General features: G+C 62.8%; 17 protein-coding genes. 7 read left to right on the forward strand and 10 right to left on the reverse strand.

Annotated features, from left to right (window positions below; genetic code table 11):
- The first annotated feature begins 307 nt into the window (after positions 1 to 307).
- Positions 308 to 4,120, forward strand: a complete 3,813-nt coding sequence (locus So717_RS22505; RefSeq protein ID WP_159976228.1) for a cadherin-like domain-containing protein — start codon at positions 308 to 310, stop codon at positions 4,118 to 4,120.
- Here So717_RS22505 and ggpS read toward each other — a convergent pair.
- From ggpS to So717_RS08900, 3 genes are read right to left on the reverse strand one after another with little or no spacing between them, the layout of a single operon-like run.
- A complete protein-coding gene (gene ggpS, locus So717_RS08890) occupies positions 4,113 to 5,633 on the reverse strand; it encodes a glucosylglycerol-phosphate synthase (protein ID WP_159976231.1) in 1,521 nt (506 codons plus the stop codon). The two genes, So717_RS22505 and ggpS, sit on opposite strands and share 8 nt — an antisense overlap.
- Before the next feature lie 3 nt (positions 5,634 to 5,636).
- Positions 5,637 to 6,398, reverse strand: a complete 762-nt coding sequence (locus tag So717_RS08895) for an HAD-IIB family hydrolase (protein ID WP_159976234.1) — start codon at positions 6,396 to 6,398, stop codon at positions 5,637 to 5,639.
- Positions 6,395 to 7,510 carry an NAD(P)H-dependent glycerol-3-phosphate dehydrogenase gene (locus tag So717_RS08900; RefSeq protein WP_159976237.1) on the reverse strand — a complete coding sequence of 372 codons (1,116 nt, stop codon included), beginning with the start codon at positions 7,508 to 7,510 and terminating at the stop codon, positions 6,395 to 6,397. Before So717_RS08900 ends, So717_RS08895 begins: the two co-directional genes overlap by 4 nt.
- 546 nt (positions 7,511 to 8,056) lie before the next feature.
- On the opposite strand from So717_RS08900, the gene So717_RS08905 reads away from it, so the two are divergent.
- Both So717_RS08905 and So717_RS08910 read left to right on the forward strand, forming a co-directional pair.
- A complete protein-coding gene (locus So717_RS08905; protein WP_159976240.1) occupies positions 8,057 to 9,865 on the forward strand; it encodes an autotransporter assembly complex protein TamA in 1,809 nt (602 codons plus the stop codon).
- A 35-nt stretch (positions 9,866 to 9,900) separates the two neighbouring features.
- A complete protein-coding gene (locus So717_RS08910; protein WP_238840763.1) occupies positions 9,901 to 13,476 on the forward strand; it encodes a translocation/assembly module TamB domain-containing protein in 3,576 nt (1,191 codons plus the stop codon).
- A gap of 7 nt (positions 13,477 to 13,483) precedes the next feature.
- Here So717_RS08910 and So717_RS08915 read toward each other — a convergent pair whose 3' ends face one another.
- Together So717_RS08915 and acs are read right to left on the reverse strand one after the other, a co-directional pair.
- Complete coding sequence (locus tag So717_RS08915) at positions 13,484 to 13,996, reverse strand: flavin reductase family protein (protein ID WP_159976246.1); 513 nt, start codon at positions 13,994 to 13,996, stop codon at positions 13,484 to 13,486.
- Positions 13,997 to 14,120: 124 nt separating this feature from the next.
- Positions 14,121 to 16,085, reverse strand: coding sequence for an acetate--CoA ligase (gene acs / locus So717_RS08920; protein WP_159976249.1), 1,965 nt, complete (start codon positions 16,083 to 16,085; stop codon positions 14,121 to 14,123).
- A 256-nt stretch (positions 16,086 to 16,341) separates the two neighbouring features.
- Here acs and So717_RS08925 point away from each other — a divergent pair, with 256 nt between their 5' ends.
- The 3 genes from So717_RS08925 to So717_RS08935 all read left to right on the forward strand — a co-directional run bounded on the left by So717_RS08925 (position 16,342) and on the right by So717_RS08935 (position 19,450).
- Entirely contained in the window at positions 16,342 to 17,358 is a 1,017-nt protein-coding gene (locus So717_RS08925; protein ID WP_159976252.1) for a C4-dicarboxylate TRAP transporter substrate-binding protein, read from the forward strand.
- A gap of 62 nt (positions 17,359 to 17,420) precedes the next feature.
- The gene (locus tag So717_RS08930) at positions 17,421 to 18,050 is read left to right on the forward strand and encodes a TRAP transporter small permease subunit (RefSeq protein WP_159976255.1); all 630 of its coding nucleotides are present in this window, start codon (positions 17,421 to 17,423) and stop codon (positions 18,048 to 18,050) included.
- Entirely contained in the window at positions 18,050 to 19,450 is a 1,401-nt protein-coding gene (locus So717_RS08935; protein WP_159976258.1) for a TRAP transporter large permease, read from the forward strand. The genes So717_RS08930 and So717_RS08935 overlap by 1 nt, the downstream gene beginning before the upstream one ends.
- Here So717_RS08935 and pobA read toward each other — a convergent pair.
- The 4 genes from pobA to So717_RS08955 form a co-directional block, all read right to left on the reverse strand.
- The gene (gene pobA / locus So717_RS08940) at positions 19,447 to 20,616 is read right to left on the reverse strand and encodes a 4-hydroxybenzoate 3-monooxygenase (protein WP_159976261.1); all 1,170 of its coding nucleotides are present in this window, start codon (positions 20,614 to 20,616) and stop codon (positions 19,447 to 19,449) included. The two genes, So717_RS08935 and pobA, sit on opposite strands and share 4 nt — an antisense overlap.
- 69 nt (positions 20,617 to 20,685) lie before the next feature.
- Positions 20,686 to 22,731: a putative bifunctional diguanylate cyclase/phosphodiesterase gene (locus So717_RS08945; RefSeq protein WP_159976264.1), complete on the reverse strand. Its 2,046-nt coding sequence runs from the start codon at positions 22,729 to 22,731 to the stop codon at positions 20,686 to 20,688.
- A gap of 106 nt (positions 22,732 to 22,837) precedes the next feature.
- Positions 22,838 to 23,206, reverse strand: a complete 369-nt coding sequence (locus tag So717_RS08950) for an antibiotic biosynthesis monooxygenase family protein (RefSeq protein WP_159976267.1) — start codon at positions 23,204 to 23,206, stop codon at positions 22,838 to 22,840.
- Positions 23,203 to 23,526 (reverse strand): NIPSNAP family protein, encoded by a 324-nt coding sequence (locus So717_RS08955; protein WP_159977111.1) that lies wholly within the window; start codon positions 23,524 to 23,526, stop codon positions 23,203 to 23,205. Before So717_RS08955 ends, So717_RS08950 begins: the two co-directional genes overlap by 4 nt.
- Before the next feature lie 70 nt (positions 23,527 to 23,596).
- On the opposite strand from So717_RS08955, the gene So717_RS08960 reads away from it, so the two are divergent.
- Entirely contained in the window at positions 23,597 to 24,277 is a 681-nt protein-coding gene (locus So717_RS08960) for an ArsR/SmtB family transcription factor (RefSeq protein ID WP_159976270.1), read from the forward strand.
- A gap of 31 nt (positions 24,278 to 24,308) precedes the next feature.
- On the opposite strand, the gene So717_RS08965 is transcribed toward So717_RS08960, so the two are convergent.
- Positions 24,309 to 25,388, reverse strand: a complete 1,080-nt coding sequence (locus So717_RS08965) for a PLP-dependent cysteine synthase family protein (RefSeq protein WP_159976273.1) — start codon at positions 25,386 to 25,388, stop codon at positions 24,309 to 24,311.
- Positions 25,389 to 25,693 lie beyond the last annotated feature (305 nt).

The following is a 25,693-nucleotide window of genomic DNA, read 5'->3' on the forward strand; positions in this document are numbered from 1 at the left end:
CATCTTGAAAACCACTGATGCATCGCGCCAGTCACCCGCCCCCTGGCCGATGGTTCGCGCGGCCTCGCCTTGTTCCGGCCCGGATAGCCGGCCCCGCAGATCATTCTGGCCGAATCGCCTCGCGGATCAAGAGGTTGCTTCTACTTGAGATTGTTGCTCATCTCAGGATAATCTCGGATTTTTTTTGTAGTTGGTCGCAATAAGGCCGATTTGTGGCGATAATTGGGCAAAACGTGCGTTGGATCACATACCCACCGGAGGTTTTGGGTTAAGACAAGATGAAACTTGCCGACGAAGGACTGTCTGCGTGTCGTTGAACCACGAGGCAAAGGATGAAGAGACCGATGATGTCGTGACCCTTTGGGGTGACGCGCCGGAGGCTGTTCTTGTGCCCGACAGCGCCTTGCTCTTCAACGGTGCGTTTTACCGGCTTGGGCCGGATCTCTACATCGTGAATGATGGGGCCGCGAATTATCGCATACCCGACTATTTTGCCGGGGGAGAGGCCGTCGACCTGCGCGACCCGAACGGGGCGATCCTGCGCGGCGATCTGGTTGAGCGCCTGGCGGGGCCCATCGCACCCGGGCAATACGCCCAAGCGGGCACCACCTCGGGTGCGGCCCCCATCGGCCAGGTGGAAGCCGCGCAAGGGGAAGCAACGGTGCAGCGCACCGACGGGACAGAGGAGCTGCTGGAACCGGGCAGCCCGATCTATCAGAACGATGTGATTGTCACGGCAGAGGATGCGTCACTGTCGGTGACGTTCACCGATGGCACGATCTTCAGCCTGTCCGCCTCATCCCGGATGGTGATTGACGCGCTCATCTACGATCCTGCGGGCACCGACAATTCGGGCACCTTCAGCCTGATCCAGGGGGGCTTTGTCTTTATCGCGGGGCAGGTGGCCAAGACCGGCGGCATGGAGGTGAACACCCCGTCCTCCACCATGGGCATCCGGGGCACCACAGTGGTGGTGCAGATCGGCACGGTCAATGGGGTCGACACCACCGAAATTTCGCTGACGAGCGACCCCGATGGCAGCACAGGCCGTGTTGAAGTCCGCGATGTGGATGGCAACCTGGTGGCCACGATCACGGATACGGACACCAAATGGATTGTCTCTGCGGCAAGTGGCGAGACCCAGGAGGTGCCGCGCAGCTTCGCGGATGCGGCGGGGGACAATCTGCTCATCGCCGAGGCCTTTGCAGCCTACCGCAGCACCGTTGGCCAGACGGGTGGCCCGGATGCGCCCGCAGCCCCCGGTGCCTCCCCTGCGCCACCGCAGGCCCCTGCCGAGATCGAGGAGCTTGATCCCGATGCCACGCCTGACGGCTCCGATGGGGTCGAGGCCGTGCCCGCGCCGCCTCCGGTGGAGACGGATCAGGGAACCGGCGATGTGGAGGCGCCTGACAGCCTGGACGAGAGCCTGATCACACCGCCGGTGCAGGATGGATCGGAGGAGGGGCCAGTCATCGTTGTCAGCGGCCCAGAGGATGCGGGCGAAGAGGGCGCGATCAGTGGCAGCGTAGATGCCATCGGCGGCGGCGCGGGCACCGTATTTTCGCTTCTGGATGGCCCTTCGAACGGCGCAGTTGTGCTGGGCGCCGACGGGCAGTTCGATTATGTGCCCGCGCCGGATTTCAATGGGACCGACAGCTTCACCTTCGAGGCGGTTGTGCCCGGCGGCGAGACCATCGAGGGCACGGTCGTGGTCGAGGTGCTGCCGGTCAACGATGCGCCGGTTGCCGACGATCAGACCGCAAGCGTCGAAGAAGATGGGGTGCTGGTCGGGCAGATTGCCGCGCGCGATGTGGACGGCGACACCCTCACATATGTGCTGGGTGATACCCCGTCTTCGGGAGAAGTGGCCTTGCTGCCGGATGGCAGCTACAGCTACCGCCCGGATGCCGATTTCTTTGGCACGGACAGTTTCACCGTGCTGGTGTCCGATCCAGCGGGTGAGAGCGCAGAGGCCACCGTGTCCATTACCGTCTCCCCGGTGAACGATGCGCCGGTGATCACCACGGCGCCCGGCGGCAACCGCGGCACGGTTGTTGAAGACGTGGCGCCCTCAAGCGTGAAAGGACGGCTCACCGCAGTCGACCCTGACCCGGGCAGCACGATCACCTGGAGCGGGACCTCCAGCGCCCTCTTTGGCACCTTTGTCATCTCTGCATCGGGGGCGTGGCGCTACGTGCTCGACAACGCGGCGGCGGACGAATTGGGTGCGGGCGAAACTGTGGTCGAAACCATGACCGCGACGGCACGCGATGAGTTTGGCGCCGAGGTCACGCAGATCATTGAAGTGACCGTCAAGGGCACAAATGATGCCCCGACGGTCGCCCCCAACACCGTGATCGAGGTGCCGCGCGATGGCACTGTCGAGGGCCAGCTTGCCGCAACCGACATCGACAGCACCGGCCCGCTGAACTTTGCGCTGAGCGGAGACGGCCCTGCGCATGGCACTGTGGTGATCGCGGCCGACGGCAGCTTCACCTACACGCCTGCAGAGGGGTTTGTCGGGATCGACCGCTTCAGTTACTCCGTGACGGATGAGGAGGGCGGTGTCTCCACCGGGCAGATCAGCGCGGCGGTTGAAGGGGCGTCTGACGGGGCGGAGGTGACGGTCGCTCTGACCCCGCAAGGCGGGGAAGTGACGGCAGGGGTTATCGAGGTTGAGACCGTGCCCGCCGCACCCGTGGCGATCAATCTTGTCATTGCCATGGACAGCTCAGACAGCACCGGAGCTGCGGGTTGGGTTGCGCAGCGCGAAGCCGTCCGCGACGCCGTCGTTTCACTGGCAGAGCAATTCGACGGGTCCGAGGTGTCGGTGGATGTGCAGATCATCCAATACGCCGATGCGGCGCGCGCCTTGCAGCCCTTTGACTTGCAGGATCCAGCCCTTCCGCAAGCCATCCTGTCTTTGCCGTTTCTTGAAGGTGCCACGGCCTGGGATCAGGCGCTTGATGAGGCCAACAGGTTCCTGGCAACCCAGCCAGCCGGCGAAGAAAACCTGATGCTGTTCATCACGGAGGGCCTGCCCCCCGACGGGCGCTGGCGCAGCGCGCTGAAAGAGTTGACCGGGTCCGCAGGCGGTTCCAATCTGGATATCCAGGCCTTTGCATTGGGAGGTGGCGACGACCTCGCGCTGCTCCAGCAAATCGACGCGGATCCGACGTTTGCGGCGACCGGCGCGGATCTGGCTGGGGCGGTGACGCAGGCACCGGTCTTCTCACCCCGTCTGATTGAGCTGGACGTCACGTTGGAGGCGGATGGCGCGGACAAGGGCAGCATCGCCGATCAAGACAGCATGGGCTTTGCCGAAGACGGCGCGGGCTATGAATTGCCGCTGGCCAGCATTCAGAATATCGAAGCGTTGCTGGGTGAGAGCAACCGGATCAACGTGACGGCCCGCTTTGACACCGACGGCAACGACGCGACCAGCGAAGTCGAGCATTTCTCTTCCGATTTGATTGGTAAGGCGGAGACGGCTCAGAACCTCAGCGGACAGGACGGCGCGGATCTTCTCTTTGGAAGTGACGCAGGCGACCGCATCGAGGGCGGTGCAGGCGATGACGTGATGCTTGGGTTCGATGGCGATGACACGCTGGACGGCGGCGCGGGCGACGATGTGGTCCTCGCCGGAGACGGGGATGACATTCTGCGCGTGGCGGATGTGCCGCAGATCGGTGAGCTGCTGGATGGTGGCGCAGGCCGCGATGTGTTGCAGATTGATCTGGGCGGCAACGTCTCGGACGAGCTGATCCCCGTGCTGGAGCTGCGGGATATCGAGGCGATTGATCTGGACAATGCGCAGGCCAATACACTTGAGATTTCACTGGAGGATGTGATCGAGCTGTCCTCGACCAGCGACAGCGAGTTGGAGACACTGCTGGATCAGGCCCTGCCGGAAAGCGCCGTGATTTATGGCGATGCGTCTGACAGCCTTGTGCTTCTCAGCGGTGAGGGCGGCGCGTTTCAGAAAACGTCGGAGGCGCCTGTTTCGGACGGCAAAGGAAATACGCTCGACATCTACTCCTACATCGAGGGCGGCAATGTGCTTGCCACGCTTGGGGTCGACACCGAGATCGAGGTGACGGGGGCCGTGACGGTCAGCTGACAGCCTCTGGCTCGGGCTGCGCGGCCGTGTCCTTGCGCGCAATCGCCGCGCTGAACTGCCGTTGTTGCGCGTCACCCCAGGCTTTGACCGAGTACTTCTTCACCACCCGGCGCAGTTCGGCCATGCGGTCCCGACGCTCGCGCTCGGGCATCTCCAGCCCCTGCAGGATGGCTTGATCCATGGAGCGATGCGAAAACGGGTTGGTGATCACCGCGGAGTGCAGCTCCACCGCGGCGCCTGCAAACTCCGACAGGACCAGAACGCCGTCCCCATCGGTGCGCGCGGCAAGGTACTCCTTGCAGACCAGGTTCATGCCATCGACGAGCGGGGTGATCCAGGCGACATCTGCGGCGAGGTAATACTTGATGAGGTCATCAAAGGGGATCGCCCGCGAGATCAGCGCGATGGGCTGCCAGTGCAGCGTGCCAAAGCGGCCATTGATCCGCCCGGCGGTTTCCTCAATGCCGGTTTGCGTGAGGGCGTAGGCCGACATGTTGCGATTGGCACTGACCGAGACATGCATCAGCTTGACCTTGCCGCGCAGGTCCGGATTCTCAGTGAGAACCCGCTCAAAGCTTTCCAGCTGATCGACGCCGCCCTTGGTGTAATCGGTGCGCCCGACCGACAGGATCAACCGGCATTCCCCAAGATCGGCCTTGATCTGCGCGGCATCGGCCTTGACCGCCGGGTCATTGGCGCGGCTTTCTATGAACTCCACCGCCACGCCGACACTGGCCGAGCTGATGGCCACGTCGCGCCCTTCGAAAGACAACAGCGTCGGCAACGTGCGTTCACTAAGGGCGGTGCCGTCCGAGACCAGCTCGTCTACGACGGTTTCGCGGGTCTTGACGCTCACATCAAAAAGGCTGCGCGCCACCGAGACGAAGTTTGAGGCGTAGCGGGGAATGTGAAACCCGACGATGTCGCAATCGAGCAGGCTTTTCACGATCTCGCGCCGCCAGGGCAGCACGTTGAACATGTCTGCGGCGGGGAAGGGGGTGTGGTGAAAGAACGAGATGGTCACGTCGGAGCGCAGCTGCCGCAGATACCCCGGCACAAGCCACAGGTTGTAGTCATGAATCCACACCCGTGCTCCTTGCGCAGCCTCCCGCGCGGCGGCTTCGGCAAAGGCCCAATTCACCTCGCGGAAGGTGGGCCAGTCGACCGGGTCGTAGTTAAACTTCTCCTTGAAACTGTGCAGGATCGGCCAGAAGGCCTCTTTCGAGGAGACGTGATAGAAGCTTTTGACCTGCTTTTCGGTCAGCGGCAGCCTTGAAACGGTGTAATCTCCGTGGGCATCGCTGATTTCAACCACTTTTTCGAAGTCCGGGTTCGCCGGATCATCGGCGAGCTTCCAGGCGATCCAGGCGGCGTGTTCTGCGGTGCCAAAGAAGCTTTTGAGCGTCGGCACAATGCCGTTTGGGCTCTTGTTCTCGCGGAAGACAATCTTGCCGTTCTCCTCCACCTCTTCATAGGGCTGGCGGTGGTAGACGATCACAAGGTCAGACGGCATGGATCAAACTCTCTCTGGTGTGGGGTGAAGGTCGAAATGGGCGATGGCCTCAAGGATACCGGCCGTGCCGATCCCACTGGCGCGGTAGATATGCGGGGCGGTGGGCAAAGCCTCCAGCAAAGGTGTCTCGGAGCCACCGACAGCCACGGCAGGTGTGCCTGCGACCAGCATCGACAGGTCATTCAACGTGTCGCCAGCAGCCAGAACAGCGGTCCGCGAGAGGTGCAGGTGGCCCATCAACCGCAAAAGCGAGGGGCCCTTGCTGACGCCTTTGGGGAGCACGTCGAAATAGCGGTTGTCCGAGATCAGCACATCAAAGCCCATGGCTTCGATCTGCCGACGGGCGTCCGGGTCAAACGCGTCGGGATCATAGTCATAGCTCATCCGGTAGCGGAATGCCGTGGGCTGTAGTGTCAGGCCCGGCGCATCTGCAAGCGCGTCCCTCACAGCAGGTCCGGCTTCGTCCCACTTTGCGGCGATCTCAGCTTCCAGCGGGTGGATCGGGGCGATCTGTTTGTCCGGCGTGACGCGGGCGATGGTGGTTCCGACGTCCCCAATCACGTATTCCGGCCAGGGGACACCGCCGGTGCACAGCTCGGTGATGAACTCCGGATCACGCCCGCTGACAAAGACCAACCCGACCGTGGCACGGTTCGCTTCGATCCAATCGTAAAGCGTGCGGCGGTCGGCTTCGCTGCCGCCCAAAAAGGTGCCGTCAAGATCGGTGGCCAGCACAAACCGGCGGTTCGCATAGTCTGCAGTCATGACACAGGCCTTTGTGCGGGGTTGTTGAGCGATATCTCCAACGCGCGGGGTTCCGCCTCAATGGGTCGTGTCCACAGATCGGCGAAGGCCTGATGCAGCTCCGCACCACCATGCAGGATGGCATGCACGGTCTCGCAGATTGGCATCGAGACACCAACGCGCCGGGCCAGATCGACAATGGAGGCGGCATTGGCTTCACCTTCGACGACAACGGCCTGACCGTCAAAACAGGCGGCGCGCGGCGTGCCCTGGCCCAGCTGCACGCCAAGCGACATGTTGCGCGAGGTCTGGCTGGAGCAGGTCAGCGTCAGATCGCCCGCACCAGCGAGACCGGTGACGGTTTCCCGTCGTCCGCCAAGCGCCTCGGCCAGTGCCTTCATCTCGTCCATGCCCCGGGTGATCAGCGCCGCGCGCGTGTTTTCGGCAAAGCCCGCGCCGGTCATCATACCGCAGCCGATGGCAATGACATTCTTGATCGCCCCGCCGATTTCCACGCCGACCAGATCGTCGGAAATGAAGGTCTTGAATGACGGCGTGCTCATCGACACGGCCAGTCGGGCGGCGGGGCTTTGCGTGGGCGACAGCCGGTCCGCATGGCTGAAATCAAAGGCCACGGTTGCGGCGGTGGGATGGCCAAGCGCGGTTTCGCGGGCGAAGGTCGGGCCGGATATGGTCCCAACCGGCACATCCCCCAGCTCTTCGGCGGCAACCTGCGACATGAGCAGCCCGCTCTGCGGCTCAATCCCCTTTGTGCAAACCGCCACGGGCGTTCCCGGCAGCAGGAAGGATTTGAGACTGGTCGCCGCGCTCCGCACAGCGCCGGAGGGCACGACCAGCAGCACCGCATCAGCGCCTGTCACGGCTTCGGAGATCTGGGTGGTCGCCACCAATGCGGCGGGCAGGGTCACATCAGGCAGATACGCCGGGTTGCCTTGCCCGGCGTTGATTGCCGCGACCACCGCCGCGTCACGCCCGAACAGCCGCACCTGACGGCCCGCCGTTGCAGCCACGCAGGCCAGCGCAGTGCCCCAGGCCCCCGCACCGACAACGGCGATGCGACCGTAGGGTGCGCTGTGAAGGTCTGACCCTTGGGTCGGCTCGGGCAGTGTCATCTGGGCATTCCAATCGTGTGGTCGAGGGTGGTTAAACCATCCAAAGTTGAAGGTTTGCTTATGAAAAGACGTAACCGGATCGGCCTGCACTTCAAGGATATGATGTCTGTTTGCGACATGGGTTTGCCTTCAAAGTGATAAAGGAATGCTGAACCTCTGGCGATGGAGCAGAGCCTGATTTGCGGGCATTTGGATTGCCTTGACTCGCTAAAGCTCATTTTTTCCGCAAAATATCAGAGATTTATCGACATCTGGCTGTCTTCAGGGTTGGACCGGCTTTGCTGAGGTGTCAATCATCCGTAGCTTTGTGTCGCGTTTGAACGTGAAACGTGGATGTCGGTTTTGGTGCATTTTGGCCGTAGGGAGGCTGGCCCCTGGTGTGGTTATGACCTCGCCGATGTGCGGCCTTTGGCGTGCTGCGCGTTTGTCCGTTTGCAGGCAGCCCGGCTTTTCCGCTAAGACGGTGGGTAACAACAGTCTGTAGCGCGCCGGTTGCCTGTTTGGACATATGCGTTAAATCAGGCGCGTGACGGGGGATGACACATCATGACCACGGGCAGACTGACTCTGGCCTGCACGCGCGGTTTGCTTGCCGTCTTGCTGATGTGCGTGGGAACAAGCGGTCACGCATTGGATGTTGTCCTGACCGGGACGCTGGAAGACGATCTGCGAAGTGATCTTGAAGGCGGCTCATTGCTGTTTGAGCAGTCACGGTCAGAGACAGAGGCCTCCACTCAGGAAATCGTAGCCGTTGCGCAGGCGGATTATCAGCGGCTTCTGGCCGTGCTTTATGACCACGCTTACTATGGCGCCGTGATCCGCATCCGGCTGGACGGGCGCGAGGCGTCCACCATCAAATCCGTGTCTCCCCCGCCGCAAGTCAACCGTGCCGAGATCACAATTGAGCCGGGCAACCCGTTCCGCTTTCGCACGGCGGATGTCGCCCCACTGGCCCCCGGCACCGAGCTGCCCGACGGGTTTCGGACGGGAGAGCCTGCCCGGCTGAGCCTGCTGCGCGACGCCAGCAGCGCGGCCACAGAGGCGTGGCGCGATCGGGGCCATGCCAAGGCGGCGCTGAGCGATCAAACCATCACCGCGCGGCATGCGGATCGGCAGCTAGATGCGCGGCTGCAGGTTGATCCGGGCCCTAGGCTGCGGTTCGGGCCGTTGTCTGTCACCGGCAACAACGCCGTGCGAGGAGCGCGCATTCTGGAGATCGCCGGTCTGCCGGTCGGAACGGTCTATTCGCCCGAAGAGCTTGAGCGGGCCACCGCACGGCTGCGGCGCACCGGGGCGTTCCGCTCTGTCGCCATGCTGGAAGCCGAGACGCCAACCGCCGAAGGCACGCTGCCTATCACTGCGCGTGTGAATGAGGAAAAGCCAAGGCGCTTTGGGTTCGGGGCTGAGGTCTCAACGGTCGAGGGGGTGTCGGTCAGCGCCTTCTGGATGCATCGCAACCTCTTTGGCGGGGCGGAGCGTCTGCGTCTGGATGCGGAGATCGAAGGCATCGGTGGCGACACCGGCGGCACCGACTTTCGACTGGGCGCGCGTTTTGAACGGCCCGCGACATTCAATGAGGACACCAACTTCTTCCTATTGGCCGAGATTGAGCAGCAGGATGAGCTCAATTTTTTCTCCCGGCAGGGCACCATAGGCACCGGGATTGAACGGTTTGCCTCGGAAGAGCGGCGGTACCGATTGGGCGTAAGCTTGCGCCGGGCCAACACCCGCGATGCCTTTGGCGAGAACAACTATACGTTGTTTCTTGTCCCGCTCGGCGCCACGTTTGACTACCGCGACGCGGCGCTGGATGCGCGCGAAGGCTACTATTTCAATGCTGAGGTGAGCCCGTTTCTGGCCATTGACGGCGCGGCCGATGGGGCGCTCACCTCAGTGGATGTGCGCGCTTACCGCACCTTTGGTCAGACCCGACCGACGACGCTGGCGCTGCGGGGGCAACTCGGCTCGCTTGTGGGGCCGGGCCTGTCGGTCGCCCCTGCCGATTTCCTGTTTTACTCCGGCGGCAGCGATACCGTGCGCGGACATGACTTTCAATCGCTCGGCGTTGATGTGGGGGGCGGGCAGATCGTGGGCGGGCGGTCCTTTCTTGGGCTGTCGGCTGAACTTCGCATACGCAGCAACGGAAACCTCGGATATGTGGGCTTTTTTGATGTAGGCTACATTGGCGAGGAGGTGTTCCCGGATGGGTCAGGCGAATGGCAAAGCGGTGCGGGCGTCGGCCTGCGGTATAACACGCCCGTCGGGCCTATCCGGCTGGACGTCGGGGTGCCCACATCGGGCGATGATGATGGGTCTTCGCTTCAAGTCTACATTGGCATAGGGCAAGCGTTCTGATGCGGTCTCTCAGGGTTCTTCTTCTCTGTCTCGCGTTGCTCCACCTGCCGCAGCTGTCCGCCGCGCAGGACGATGACGGCGGCTTTCTGACCCGCACCATCGAGGATCTGCTCTCGGGTGCGGGGCGGGAGGTCAACATCGAAGGATTCGAAGGGGCGCTGAGTTCGGAGGCGTCTTTTGCGCGGATGACAATCGCAGATGATCAGGGCATCTGGCTCACGCTGGAAGACGTCAGGCTGAACTGGAGCCGTCTGGCGTTGCTGCGCGGGCGGCTTGAGGTCAACCGCCTGAGCGCCGCCGCGCTGGAGCTGCCGCGCCTGCCTGAGGTGGAGGAGACGGTCGAGATCCCCTCGGCGGAGGCCACGGAGTTTGCCCTGCCCGATCTGCCCGTCTCGATCAATATCGAGCAGATCGCGCTGGAACGCATTGCGCTGGGGGAACCGATATTGGGTGTGGCGGCGGAGCTGGGCATCGCGGCCAGCGCGCGTCTGGATGACGACGGGGCGGTTCTGGATCTGGACGCCCGTCGCCTGGATGGCAGCGCGGGCACTTATGTGCTCAAGGGCAGCTTTGCGCGCGACAGCTCCGACATCTCGGTCGAGATTCAGCTGGACGAGGCGGCAGGCGGTCTGGCGGGGCGGATTCTGAATCTGCCGGGCCAGCCGGCGCTGGATCTAACGGTGGCGGGCACCGGGCCGCTCGATGACTTTACTGCCGACATTGCGCTCGCCACGGACGGCACCGATCGGGTGGCCGGGCAGGTCATGCTGAGCGCACTGCCCGTGGATGTGGAAGGGGCCGCGCCTGATCGCCGCATACAGGCGGATATCGGCGGCGATATCACCGCGCTTGTGGCCCCGCAGTCGCGTGATTTCTTTGGACCGGACGTGCAGGTCCAGGCCGATACGATCCTGATCGCGAGTGGTGGTATGCATGTGCGCACCTTTAGCCTTGCGGCGCAATCCGCTCAATTGGCGGGGGAGCTGCGGCTGAACGCTGACAACTGGCCGGTGTTTGTGGATGTCGACGGGCAGATCGGGCGCGGCGACACGCAGCCTGTCACCCTGCCGGGTGGCGATGTGCCGACAACCGTGGGGCGCGTGCTGCTGAGTGTCGACTATGATGCAGAGAACGGCGACGCGTTTCTGGGCCGCTTCGATGTCACCGGGTTGGACCGCCCGGATCTGAGTGTCGCGTCCGCGCAGCTGGACCTTGATGGTAAATTGCAAGGCGCCGTCGGCACTGTTGGGCGTTTCCTGGGGGATGTGGGTTTTGCGGCGCGCGGGTTGGAGTTTGCCGATCCCGCCACCGCGCAGGCGGTGGGGCAGGATCTGACGGGCCAGGCGCGGGTCGACTATGTGGAGGATGAGCCCATCCGCATCACAGCCCTAACGCTTGACGGCGAAGACTATGGCCTCGCGGGGGATGTGACCATTGACGGATTGAGCAGCGGGTTCCCCATGGCGCTCGACCTGCTGGTCGAGGCGAAAGACCTTGCCCGCTTTGCCGCCGTGGCCGGGCGACCCCTCTCGGGGGCGGCGCGGCTGGACGTGGCGGGGGATGTGACACCGCTCAGCAGCATGTTCGATCTGACTATTTCGGGCCGCACCACCGACCTGACCGTGGGCGTGCCGCAAGCGGACGCGGTGCTCGCCGGACGGACGCAGCTGTCGCTGGGCACGCGCCGCGATGTCTCGGGCACTTTTGTAGACGGGTTGGACCTCAGCAATGACGCGCTGGAGGTCACGGCGGATGCCAGCCTGCGCACCGACGACAGTCAGGTCGCCCTGCGTGCGGCCCTGCGCGACATCGCCCTGGTGCTGCCGCAATACGACGGGCCGGTAACCCTTGTGGCGGAGGCCACGCAGGACGCTCTGGGCTGGAGCGTGGATTTGGATGCGGATGCACCTTACGATAGCCAATTGGCGGTTCAGGGCCGCGCCACCGGGCCACAGACCGATGTGACCTTCGATCTGTCGGTGCCCGAGATCAAACCGCTTGTGGAGAGCGTGCAGGGGCCTCTAAAGGCAGCGGGGCGCCTTTGGCTGACCCCTGAGGGCTATAACGTGGATGTGGATGCCAGCGGCCCCTATGGCGCAGACGTGAGCGTTGCGGGGCTGGCCACCGGGCCGGAGGCCGCTGTCACCTTTGCCGCCGCCTTGCCGGACATCGGGGTCTTTGTGCCCAAGATCCGGGGGCCATTCTCCATCGAAGGGGAGGCCGCGCGGGCCGGAACGGACTGGCAGATTGACACGGTTGCCGCAGGTCCTGCTGGCACGGATGCCACGATCGCCGGGCGGGTGGCGCAGGATGGCACGCTGGATCTTGACGTTGCAGGCGCCTTGCCGCTGGGGCTGGCGGAGCCGTTCCTGGCACCGCGCAGCCTGCAAGGTCAGGCCCGGTTCGATCTGGCGGTGCAGGGGGCACCCGGGCTGGACGCGGTTTCTGGCCGTATCACAACCAACGGGGCCAGCTTTGCCGCTCCGAACCTGCGGCTTGTTCTGTCGGATCTCGACAGCACGTTGGACCTGGCGGACGGCACCCTGCGCATCGATGCGCAAAGTGCGGTGGAAAGCGGCGGGCGCATCGCCGCCTCGGGGTCGCTGAACCTCGGCACGCTGGCGGCCAATCTGGAGGTTGCGCTGCAGAGCATGGGTTTTGCAGACCCGAGTTTGTTTTCGACGGTGCTGGACGGGGCGATCACGGTCAATGGTCCGCTGACAGGCGGGGCGCGCATCGCCGGTGAGATCAACGTGGGTGAGACGCTGATCACGGTGCCATCCTCCGGTGTGACGAGCATCGGCGAGATCCCCGATATCGTGCATGTCAACGCCCCGGCGGCTGTGACCGCGACGCGCAGGCGTGCCGATGTGATCCCTGGACCTGCGGCGTCCGGGCCCAGCAACAGCGCGGCAAACGCCTATGCTCTCGGCATCCGGATCAACGCCCCCCGGCAGATCTTCGTGCGTGGTCGCGGCGTGGATGCGGAGCTGGGCGGCGCGCTGGACATCCGTGGAACCACCGCGCGGGTGATATCGGTCGGGCAATTCGATCTGGTGCGCGGGCGTCTGGACATCCTTGGAAAACGTTTCGATCTGGTCGAGGGGTCGATCCAGTTCCAGGGGGATCTGGTGCCCTACATCCGGTTCGTGACCTCAACCAGCACCGAAAGCGGCACAGCGGGCGTTGTGCTCGACGGGCCGGCCACGACGCCGGATGTCTCCTTTGTCTCGACGCCGGATTCGCCGCAGGATCAGGTGCTGTCGCAGCTGCTCTTCGGGCGGGACATTGGTGACATCAGCGCCTTTCAAGCGCTGCAGCTGGCCAATGCCGTGGCGGTTCTGGCTGGGCGGCAAGGATCCGATGTGATCGGAAATCTGCGTGAGGGCTTTGGGCTGGATGATTTCGACATCACAACCACCGATGATGGAGAGGCTGCCCTGCGCGCAGGAAAATACATCTCGGAAAACGTCTACACTGACGTCACAACGGGTGGCGGAGAGACGGAGCTGTCGATCAACCTCGATGTGACGGATGCGCTGACCGCCAAAGGTACCGTTGGTCAAGACGGCAACACCGGCCTTGGGATTTTCTTCGAGCGGGACTACTGAGCAGCCCTCAGAGATCTGCTGTGAACCGTCCAAATCGGCCACGGTCGAACAGCAACCCGGGTTGATCCTCTGCGGATTGCGCAACATGCTGTACCTCTCCGAGGATCAGCGAATGATCGCCCGCCGGATGCACCGCATGTGTACGGCAGTGGAACTCGGCCAGACAGCCCTGCAGCCGGGGCGCGCCAAATGGCCCTGTGTCCCACGGGAACATGTCAAACCCATCGCCGTGTTTTGCAAAGTGTCTGGCCATTGCAAGCTGGGTCTCGCCGAGCACGTGGATACAGAAGCTTTCCGCGTCCGCAAACGCATCGTGACGCCCGGACGACAGCGCGGGGGACCAGAGCACCAGCGGCGGGCTCAGCGACACCGATGAAAAGGAATTCGCCGTCATGCCAAGCGGGCCGTCAGCGGTCTGCGTGGTGATCACGGTCACCCCGGTGCCAAAACACCCGAAGGCGCGGCGCAGCTCCGCGTGGCGGTCAGCACTTGGAGTGAAATTTCTGGGCTCAGCAGTCATGGGTGCCGTCACATCTCTTGTGTTGGGGAGTGATCTAAAGCGCGCTGTACAAGTGACAAGGTGACCTGACCATAACAAAGAGGCCGATGCAGCGCACCGGCCTTGGCCACTGACTGCAGGTTGGTCAGCTCTTGTTCATGCGGTTTTCGATCAGATCATCGACTACCGAGGGGTCGGCCAGTGTTGAAGTGTCACCCAAGGCCCCGAAATCATCCTCCGCAATCTTGCGCAGGATGCGCCGCATGATCTTGCCGGAGCGCGTCTTTGGCAAGCCGGGCGCCCATTGGATCAGGTCAGGTGAGGCAATCGGGCCAATCTCGGTGCGCACCCAGGTGCGCAGCTCCTTGCGCAACTCTTCGGTGGGCTCTTCCCCGTTCATCAGCGTGACGTAGCAATAGATGCCCTGACCCTTGATGTCATGCGGGTAGCCGACCACGGCGGCCTCAGCCACTTTGGCGTGGGCGACCAGTGCTGATTCCACCTCCGCCGTCCCCATGCGGTGGCCGGAGACGTTGATCACGTCGTCCACGCGGCCGGTGATCCAGTAGTCTCCATCCGCATCGCGTTTGCAGCCATCGCCCGTGAAGTAATAGCCCGCGTAGTCGCTGAAATAGGTCTTCTCAAACCGGTCGTGATCGCCCCAGACCGTGCGCATCTGCCCCGGCCAGCTGTCAGCGATGCAGAGCACGCCTTCTACATCATTGCCTTCGATCACCGCGCCTGAGGCCGGCTCCAGCACCACCGGCTTGATGCCAAAGAAGGGCTTCATCGCGGCCCCGGGTTTCATCGAATGGGCGCCGGGCAGGGGGGTCATCAGATGCCCGCCCGTCTCCGTCTGCCACCAGGTGTCGACGATGGGGCATGTGCCCTTGCCGACAACCTCATTGTACCAGGTCCAGGCCTCGGGGTTGATAGGTTCACCCACGGTGCCGAGCAGGCGCAGAGCGCTCAGATCACACCCCTCCACAAACTCGTTGCCCTGACCCATCAAGGCCCGAATGGCGGTCGGTGCCGTGTAGAACTGATTCACCTTGTGCTTCTCGCACACCTGCCAAAAGCGGCTCGCATCCGGGTAGGTGGGCACACCCTCGAACATCAGCGTGGTCGCGCCATTCGCGAGCGGGCCATAGACGATATAGCTGTGGCCCGTGACCCAGCCCACATCCGCCGTGCACCAATAGATGTCGCCGTCGTGATAGTCGAAGGTGATCTCATGGGTCATCGCCGCATAGACCAGATAGCCACCGGTGGTGTGCACCACGCCCTTGGGCTGCCCGGTTGAGCCTGATGTGTAGAGAACGAACAGCGGGTCTTCGGCCCCCATCTCCTCAGGCACGCAGTCGGCGGAGGCCTCCGCTGCCAGAGCATTGTAGTCAAAGTCGCGCCCGTCGATCCAGGTGGTCTGACCGCCGGTGCGCTTGACCACCAGCAGCTTCACATCGTCAGCCGTGTGCAACAGCGCCTGATCCGCGTTTGATTTCAGCGGCGTGTTGCGCCCGCCGCGCGGCGCCTCGTCTGCGGTGATGACAACTTTGGCGTTTGATCCATTGACCCGTGCGGCCAAAGCATCCGGCGAGAACCCAGCAAAGACGATGGAATGAATCGCACCGATCCGCGCGCACGCCAGCATCGCATAAGCGGCCTCGGGGATCATGGGCATGTAGATTATCACCCGATCACCCTTGCTGACGCCGAGATCTTTCAGCACATTTGCCATCTTGCAGACGGAGGTATGCAGTTCGCGGTAGGTGATATGCAGCGCCGGGTCGCTAGGGCTGTCTGGCTCCCAGATGATTGCCGTCTGATCGCCGCGCGTCTCAAGATGCCGATCAATGCAGTTGGCCGACACGTTCAGCGTGCCATCCTCGAACCATTTGATCGAGACCTGACCCAGCGTATAGTCGACGTCCTTGACCTTGGTGAAGGGCGTCATCCAGTCGACGCGCCCCGCATGTTCGCGCCAGAACCCCTCGGGATCAGAAAGAGACCGCGCGTACATCTCCGCATACTTCGCGGCGTTCACATGCGCCTTTGCGGCCATGTCTGCGGACGGCGGATAGGTCTTTGCAGTGGTGCTGGCGTCGGACATGAAGGCTCCTCTCTTGGGTCGTCATCTTGCGAAGAAGCCGTCCTGCGTTCGTCTTCCCGGCCCGAACGCGACTCCTCCCACGCCCGGATCATAGCGGGATCGTGATGGAAGGGAATAAGCCGAAAGGACAATAGCCTGCGCCGCTCTGAGGGATGTGGATGGGCGGCGGGCTTTCTGGGCTTGGCAGGCCCGATCCGCTTGGGTAGCCTTGCGCCAAGCGTGCCCCATATAGGGTACGTCATAAGGGAGAACTCACATGAACACATATCTGTCCGGCGCCGCTGTCGCCGCCATCAGCTTTGCATTTGTCTCGGAGGCCGCGGCCACCGAATGGAACGTATCGGTCTGGGGCAAGCGCCGCGCCTTCACCGAGCACGTGGAAAAGCTGGCTGAGCTGGTCGCCGAAAAAACCGGTGGCGAATTCACGATGAACGTCAGCTATGGCGGGTTGTCAAAGAACCGCGAAAACCTCGACGGTATCTCCATCGGCGCGTTTGAGATGGCGCAGTTCTGCGCAGGCTATCACCCCGACAAGAACCGCGTGATCACTGTGCTGGAGCTGCCGTTCCTGGGCGTTGAGAATCTGGAGCAAGAAGTGGCGGTCTCCGCCGCTGTATATAGCCACCCCGCCGCCACCGAAGAGATGGCGCAGTGGAATGCCAAGCTGCTGATGACCTCGCCCATGCCGCAGTATAATCTTGTGGGCACCGGCGAGCCGCGCGATGAGCTGGCCGAGTTCGAAGGCATGCGCGTGCGTGCCACCGGTGGTCTGGGCGAGGCGTTCAAGGCCGTGGGCGCTGTGCCCACCTCCGTGACGGCCACCGAGGCCTATCAGGCGATGGAAGGCGGTGTGGTCGACACCGTGGCCTTTGCCCAGCACGCGCATCTGAGCTTTGGCACCATCAATCAGGCGGACTGGTGGACGGCGAACCTGAACCCCGGCACAGTGAACTGCCCTGTGGTTGTGAATATTGACGCCTACGAGTCTCTGTCGGATGCGCACCGCGAAGCGCTCGACAGTTCGGTGTCGGAGGCAATTGATCACTACCTCGCCAACTACGCCGAGCTGATCAAGCGCTGGGATGCCGTGCTGGAAGAGAAGGGCGTGACCAAGGTCGAGATCGATCCTGCCGTGATCGCGGAGTTCCGGACCGCTGCGGCAGACCCGGCCAAAGACGCCTGGATCGCCGAGATGGAAGCCCAGGGCCTCCCAGGTCAGGAGCTTTATGATCTCGTCGTCGAAACACTGGCGGACGCCAAAGGCGGCAGCTGACCCATCAGGGCCGTGCCGGTCTGCGGCGCGGCCCCAATCCATAACAAACAGGGGGCAGGGGTATGGCCGGATCAGCCGCCGTGCTTGAAGACTCCAGTCTGCTCAGCAGGCTGGACCGCACGCTTTTACCCATCGAGAAATTCTGCGCGCTGCTCAGCGGGTTTGCAATTTTCTCGCTGATGTTTCTGGCGGCTTATTCGGTCACCGGGCGTAAGTTCTTCGGCGCGCCGATGGCCGGATATGTGGACTATATCGAGGCCGCGATGCCGATCATCGCGATCATGGGTGTGGCCTACGTGCAGCGCGACGGCAGCCATGTGCGCATGGACATGTTGGTCAGCGCCCTGCGTGGGCGGGTGTTGTGGTTCTTCGAGCTGGTCTCGGTACTGCTGATCCTGCTGCTGATCGTGGCGCTCACCTGGGGCGCTTGGGAGCATTTTGACCGCTCTTTTGATTGCGCACGACCCCTGTGCAGCCGCGACAGTTCCATCGACATCGGCCTGCCGATCTGGCCATCAAAACTGGTGGTGCCCATTGCCTTTGCTGTGCTGGCGCTGCGGCTGGTCCTGCAGGCCTGGGGCTATGGGCGCGCGTTGATCCTGGGGCTGGAGAGCCCTGTCGCCGTGCCGCTGAACCTCTCGGTGGCCGAACAGGCCCGGCTTGAAGCCGAAGCGCTGGACGGGGCGGATTGATGGAACCCATTGAAATCGGATTGTGGGTCAGCGGCGGCCTGCTCGTCTTTGTCGTTTTGGGCATGCGCGTGGCCTTTGCGGCCGGGCTTGCGGGCTTTGTCGGGCTGGTCTGGCTGCGCTGGAATGGGTTTGATTATGACCCGGAGCGGTTCTGGAAAGCGGTTGAGATCAGTGTGAAGGTCGCGGGGCTGACGCCACATTCCAAGGTCTCGGCGCAGGTGCTCAGCCTGATCCCGGTGTTCATCCTGATTGGCTATCTGGCCTATCACGCGAAGCTCACAACGGCGCTCTTTACGGCGGCGAAACGCTGGATCGCCTGGGTGCCGGGGGGGCTGGCCGTCTCCACCGTATTTGCCACGGCGGGGTTTGCCGCCGTCTCGGGCGCGTCGGTGGCCACGGCGGCGGTGTTTGCGCGCATCGCCATACCCGAGATGCTGAAAATCGGCTACAACAAGCAATTCGCAGCGGGCGTCGTGGCGGCGGGCGGCACGTTGGCCTCGTTGATCCCGCCCTCGGCGATCCTCGTGATCTACGCCATCATTGTGGAGCAGGACGTGGGTAAGCTGCTGCTCGCGGGTTTTCTGCCAGGTATGTTCTCGGCGGTGGTCTACGCCACGCTGATCATCGGCATCGCGGTGATCTTCAAATCGGTCGGTCCGCCCGTGGGCGGTTTCTCCTGGCGGGAGAAGTTCGAAGCCTTGCCGCCCGCGCTGCCCATCGTGGCGGTGGTCGTGATCATCATTTTCTTTGTCTACAATCCCTTTGGCGATGCCTGGGGCACACCCACCGAAGGCGGCGCCATCGGGGCGTTCATCATCTTCCTGATGGCGCTCTATCGTGGCATGCGCTGGGGGCAGCTCAAGACCGCGCTGTTGGACACCGCCAAGCTCACCGTGATGATCTTCTCCATCATCTGGGGTGTGCTGATCTACGTGCGGTTCCTCGGCTTTGCCGAACTGCCGGAGGCCTTTGCCGATTGGATTACGGGGCTGGAGATGTCACCCATGCTAATCCTGATCTGCATCCTGTTGGCCTATGCGGTCTTGGGCATGTTCATGGACGCCATCGGCATGCTGCTCTTGACGCTCCCGGTCGTCTACCCGGCGGTCATGGCGCTGAACGGAGGCGAGTTTGTGAGTGCCGCCGACAGTGCCTTTGGCATGTCGGGGCCGATGTGTGCGATCTGGTTCGGCATTCTGGTGGTGAAGATGGCGGAGTTCTGTCTGATCACGCCGCCCATTGGCCTCAACTGTTTTGTGGTGGCCGGGGTGCGCGAAGACCTGACCGTTCAGGACGTCTTCAAAGGCGTGTCGCCCTTCTTTGTGGCGGATGCGATCACCATCGCGCTTTTGGTGGCCTTCCCGGGGATCGTGCTCTTCCTGCCGTCGCTCGCGGGCTAGTAGGGTAGCCCCACGTAGTTCTCGGCGAAGGCCTTCTGCGCGGCGTCATTGCTGCGCAGAAACTCCAGCTCGGCCCGCTGGATGCGCAGGTCGAATTCCGACTGGTCGGGGTAGCGGTGCATCAGGGACGAGAACCACCAGCTGAACCGCTCCGCCTTCCAGACCCGTGCCAGGGCCTTTTCGGAGTAGCCGTCAAGGCCACTGTCATCCTTGTCGTCGTAGTGCCGCACCAAAGCGTGGAAGAGGTACTGCACGTCTGAGGCGGCGGTGTTGAGGCCCTTGGCGCCGGTGGGCGGCACGATGTGGGCGGCATCGCCACAGAGAAACAGACGCCCCCAGCGCATCGGTTCGGTCACAAACGACCGCAGCGGCGCGATGGATTTCTCGATGGAGGGGCCAGTCACAAGCGCGTCCGCCTGCGCTGTCGGGATGCGCCGCCGCAACTCCGCCCAGAAGGCCGCGTCGCTCCAATCGTCGGGGCTGTCGGCCATGCTGCATTGGATGTAGTAGCGCGAGAGCTGCGGGTTGCGCATGGAACAAAGGGCAAACCCCCGGCTGGAATTGGCATAGATCAGCTCGTCCGCGACAGGCGGCGTTTCGCTAAGCACACCCAGCCAGCCGAAGGGATAGACCTTCTCATAGTCGCGCCGGACCCCATCGGGGATGGATCTGCGGCTCACCCCGTGAAACCCGTCGCATCCGGCGATGAAGTCGCAGTCGATCCGCCGCTGCTGCCCGTCGACGTGGTAGGTGACATAGGGCGCGTGCCCGTCAGCCTCATGAATCTGGACCGCCTCCGCCTCGAACACAATCCCTCCACCACAGGCCGCGCGTGCGGCATAGAGATCGCGGGTCAGCTCGGTCTGGCCATAGACCATCACGGAGGTGCCGGTCTGCGCCTTGAAATCAATGCGAAAGAGCGTGTCGTCATAGCTGATCAGCGTGCCGTCATGAGGTATGCCTTCGGCGCGTAGCCGGGTGTCCAAACCCGCCTGCGCCATCAGATCAACCAGCCCGCGCTCCAGCACCCCCGCGCGGATCCGGGCAAGCACATGCGCCTCGGTTCTGCGTTCAAGAACAACCGTATCGATCCCTTTGGTGTGCAACAGCCGCGCCAAAAGCAGACCCGACGGCCCGCCGCCAATGATCACAACCTGAGTGCGCATCCGTCTTCCCTTATTCCCTTGGCCCAGGATATCCTGCCCGCGCTGCACGGGATTTTGCAATGGTGGATGTCAGGAGGCTTTGTCGCGGCGGTCTGCGTCAAAGAGGCTTTGCACGTCATCGCGGCTCATCGGGCGCCCGAAATAGAAACCCTGGGCGGAATTGCACTTCTCCGCCCTCAGAAAGGCCAACTCGTCTTCAACCTCGACGCCCTCAGCCAGAACCGGGATGTTCAGAGCCGCGCCCAGGAGCAGTGTCGAGCGCACAATGGCCGCGCGCTGCTGATCCAGATGCACGTTCTGGACAAAGCTGCGGTCAATCTTGATCTTGTCGAAGGGGAAGGTCTGCAGCGTGGCCAGCGAGGAATACCCGGTTCCAAAGTCATCCATGGCGATGCGAACCCCCATATCCTTGAGCCGGTGCATGACACGCAGCGTATGCGCCTGATCATCGATGATGCTGGCCTCCGTGACCTCAAGCTCAAGCCGCTCCGGAGGCAGTCGGCTCTCCATCAGTATATCCGACACATGTTCGAGGAAGGAGGGCTGCACCAGCTGCTGCGGTGCGACATTCACAGCGACGCTAAAGGGCTTGGGCCAGGTCATCGCTTCGAAGCAGGCGGTGCGCAGCACCCACAGCCCGATGTCGCGGATCAGACCGGATTCCTCTGCAATCGGAATGAACACATCCGGGGGGATCATCCCACGATCAGGGTGGTGCCAGCGCAGCAGAACCTCAAAGCCGATCGGGTCCAGCGAACCGATGTCATTTTGCAGCTGGTACACCAACTCGAACTCCCCCCTGGCCGCCGCCTCCCTGAGGTCGTTGATCATCACAATGCGCTCGCGGCTCTGCTGATCCATTTCCGCGTTGTATATGCAGATGTGGCGCTCAGGCTCCATCTTGGCACGATACATGGCGAGGTCGGATTTGTGCAGCAGATCATGCAGCACACGCCCATCGTGCATGCTTGTCGCAATGCCGATGGAGGCGCCAACCACGACAGAGGCCTGATCGATCTGGATGGGCTCGATCAAAAGCGCGTGCAGCCGCTTGGCAAAGGCCATGACCTGTTCCTGCCGCCGCACCCCGCGCTTCAATGCTACGAATTCATCCCCGCCGGAGCGGGCAACAAATTCATCCTCCTCCAGCGTTGCGCAAAATCGTTTGCCCACAGCCGAGAGCACCGCATCCCCCGCCGAGTGGCCGTAGATATCGTTGATCTCCTTGAAACGGTTGAGATCGATGGTCAGCACGGCCAGACGCTCCGTCTCATCCGCGGTCAGGCGCGCTGACAGCTCGGTCATCTTCTCGTTCAGGTGCATGCGGTTCGGCAGAGCGGTGAGTGGATCCTGCAGTGCGGCTTGCTCCAGCTTGCCCCGCGCCTCCTGCTCGATTCCGGTTTCAATGCTGACGGCCGCAAAGCCCACCAGCAGCACCACGGCCATGATCCCGATGATCAAAAGGCCAAGGGTCTCGTCCGAAACCACTTGTGCAGGCACCCGGTAGAGCGGGCTGAGTTCAATGGTCACCGCTGTCATGCCGGTGAAATGCATCGCGCAGATGGACAGTACCATGAGGGTTGCGCCGCCGAGCCAGCAATAGCGTGTGATCGGAAAGGCCATGCGGTGATAAGCGCCCGCGCCGAAGATCGCGCCCAGCAGGACCGATGCGATCACATAGGTTTGATCCCAGACAATCTGCCCCGGCAGCAGATAGGCCGACATGCCCACATAGTGCATCGCAGCCACTGTCAGCCCAAAGATCGCCCCCGCGACCAGCGTGTAGATGCCTTTTGGCGCAAAGGTAAAGATCGCGTTGCTGACCAACAGGCCAAGCACTGCGATAAGCAGCGACACCCCCGTCGCGATCGGTTCATAGCCGTGCCGCATACCCGGATCATAGGCCAGCATGGCGACAAAATGCGTGGTCCAGATGGTGGCGCCCGCGATCATGCTGCTCAACGCAATCTGGATCAGCCGGCGGGTGCCTCTGGCCGACAGCAGCCGTCGCGACAGCAGAACGCTCAGGCAGCTGCCGATCAGACAGATCGTCGCGGCCAGCGCAACCAGCTTGTAGTCGTGATCCTGTGTCAGGCAGTCAATAAGTCGGTTCATCAGGGGCCGGCAGTCAATCAAGCAGTGCCCGTCAGTCTCCACTTATCGGGTAAATACATTGATAGCGCCAACCCAGATAAGCGCCTGCATTTATGACAGATTTTGCCTATTTCGCGCCGGGGCCCCGCGTCACGCCATGATGGACATTGCTGTCATCCGGCGCTTGTGCCCGATCGAACATGCCATAGTCTCGGATGACTTGAGTGATGCGCAGCCGGTAGCCTGCGAAAATACCCTTCCGACCCGCGCTTTGCGCCGCGCGGTGTGCGCTCAGGGCACGCCAGCGCTCAACGGCGGCTTCATCCTCGAAAAACGATAGAGACAGGATCTTTTTCGGGTCGGTCAGGCTCTGGAACCGCTCCACCGAGATGAAGCCCTCGACCTCATTGACCATGGGCCGCATCTTGGCGGCGATATCCAGATAGTCCTGTTGGCGACCCTCTGCGGGTTCGACTTCGAAAATCACAGCAATCACGCGGGGTCTCCATGCGGCGCAGAGGCCAGTGTCAAAAAGGTGCGGTCTTCACGCAGCAGGAACTTCTCCTTCTGGGCAAAAGCATAGTTTTCCTGACCCAGCGGGTCCGCCGCCAGCCGCGCGCGGTAGCTCTCATAGGCGCTGAGACTGGGGGTATTGTAAATCCCGTAGGCGAGGGTCGATGACCCTTCGTGCGGAGAGAAATAGCCGATCAAATCGGCGCCGCAGCGCGGAATGGCCTGGCCCCAGGTGCGGGCGTATTGGTCGAATTGCTCGCGTTTGGTGGGGTCGATGTGATATTTGATGATGCAGGTCAGCATGAGGTCTCCTTTGGTTTCACCCAAGGGATAGCGCATTGCCTGCGCCTCATGCTTCGGCTAACATCGAACTATGAAAGAAGGTCCTGATATCGTCCGCATCGCCGCGCTGATCGGTGACCCCGCGCGCGCCAATATGTTGACCGCGCTGATGAGCGGCAAGGCGTTGACCGCGACCGAGCTGGCCGCAGAGGCCGGGGTGACCCAGCAGACCGCAAGCTCTCATCTGGCCAAGCTGGACGCAGGCGGGCTCTTGCGTATGCGCAAACAGGGGCGGCACAAGTATGTGTCGCTGGCTAGCGAGGATGTGGCCGCCGTGCTCGAAGGGTTGATGGGGCTGGCCGCCAAAACCGGCCACCTGCGGACCCGCACCGGGCCGCGCGACGCGTCGCTGCGCAAAGCCCGCGTGTGCTATAACCATCTGGCTGGAGATATGGGCATTCAGATGTTTGACGGGTTGCAGCAGCGCGGCTTTTTGATGGGGCAAGACGATGATCTGCACCTGACGCCAGATGGGGTGGCCTTCGTCACCGAGTTGGGCGTTGATGTGGACGGGCTGAGACGTGGAAAATCGCCCCTCTGCCGGGAATGTCTGGACTGGAGCGAGCGCCGCTCACACCTGGCGGGCAGCCTGGGCCGCGCGCTTTTGGCCGCTTTCGAGGTGCGTGGTTGGGCCCGGCGTGCAACGGACAGCCGCGCGGTGTTTTTTTCGCCCTCAGGAGAAGCGGCCTTCCGTCAGCATTTCGCTGCGTAAGCATGACCTGCACGGGGCACCCGCCACGCCATCAGGGCATCTGATAGCCTGGGGTTGATTTGGAGATCTCCACTTCCTCTGCGTCCATCTCTTCGGCGATTCCTTCGAACAGCGGGGTGGAGAGATAGCGCTCACCCGTGTCCGGCAACATGCAGAGGATCACGGTGCCCGGAGCTGCGGCCTTCGCGATTTCCTGCGAGATGGCGAAGGTGGACCCGCCGGAGACGCCTGTCAGAATGCCTTCCTTGCTGGCGAGCTCACGCGCCCAGTGAATGCCGTCGCTGCCCGCAACGGGCCGCAGCTCGTCATAGTAGTCTTTGTCCAGCGCTTCCTGCAGCACGGCGGGGATGAAGTCCGGCGTCCAGCCCTGAATGGGATGCGGTTCAAACGCGGAGTGCCCCACCGCGGGGGCGCCATTGGCGTCACGCTCCTGCGCGATGCCGCTGCCCACAAGCTGTGCATTGGCCGGTTCGCTGAGGATAATCTTGGTGTCAGGACGCGCGTTGCGCAGAACCCGTCCCAGACCGGTGACCGTGCCGCCGGTGCCGTATCCAGTGACCACATAGTCCAGTTGCTTGCCCTCGAAATCGCCGAGGATCTCCTGCGCGGTGGTGGCCTCATGTATGTCCGCATTGGCCGTTGTCTCGAACTGGCTGGCGAGGAACCAGCCGTTCGCGTGGGCCAGCTCAACCGCCTTGCGGTACATGCCAAAGCCCTTCTCGGCGCGGGGTGTCAGCACCACCTTGGCCCCCAGCATGCGCATCAGCTTGCGCCGCTCGATGGAGAAGCTGTCGGCCATGGTCACCACCAGCGGATAGCCCTTCTGCGCGCAGACCATCGCAAGGCCGATACCGGTGTTGCCGGAGGTGGCTTCGACCACGGTTTGCCCGGGCTGCAACAGGCCCTCACGCTCTGCCGCCTCAATGATGTTCAGCGCCAGCCGGTCCTTGACCGAGGCAGCTGGGTTGAAGAACTCCGCCTTCACATAAAGTTCCACGCCCTCAGGGGCGAGCCGGTTGATGCGAATGGTGGGCGTATCGCCCACGGTGTCGAGCACCGAGCCGAACAGGCGGCCCCGGCCCCTGGTGCGCCTTATGGTGGATGATGTCATGACAGGTCCTCCCTTCTAGAGTGCGCGTGTGGTGGATCATCCCACCGGTGCTGCGCGGTCTGTCGGAGCCATGGGCTTTGCCTTTGCCGACACCTCACATGGTTTCTGCTTTGCGGTCAAAACACAACAATTGTTGGTGGTGGCTTTGTTCTGCCACTCGGGCCGCAATGGGTGATGCCGGACCGGCGTTGCGCGTTTGCGGTGAATTTTGTCCTGCCCGGTCGAAGAGGACGCCAGAACAGGAGCATTCCTGCCATAGCCGACCTCGGGGCTGCGCCCCCTGATTCAAATGCCAATAAGGATAC

Source organism: Roseobacter cerasinus, assembly GCF_009811755.1.
Lineage (GTDB): Bacteria > Pseudomonadota > Alphaproteobacteria > Rhodobacterales > Rhodobacteraceae > Roseobacter > Roseobacter cerasinus.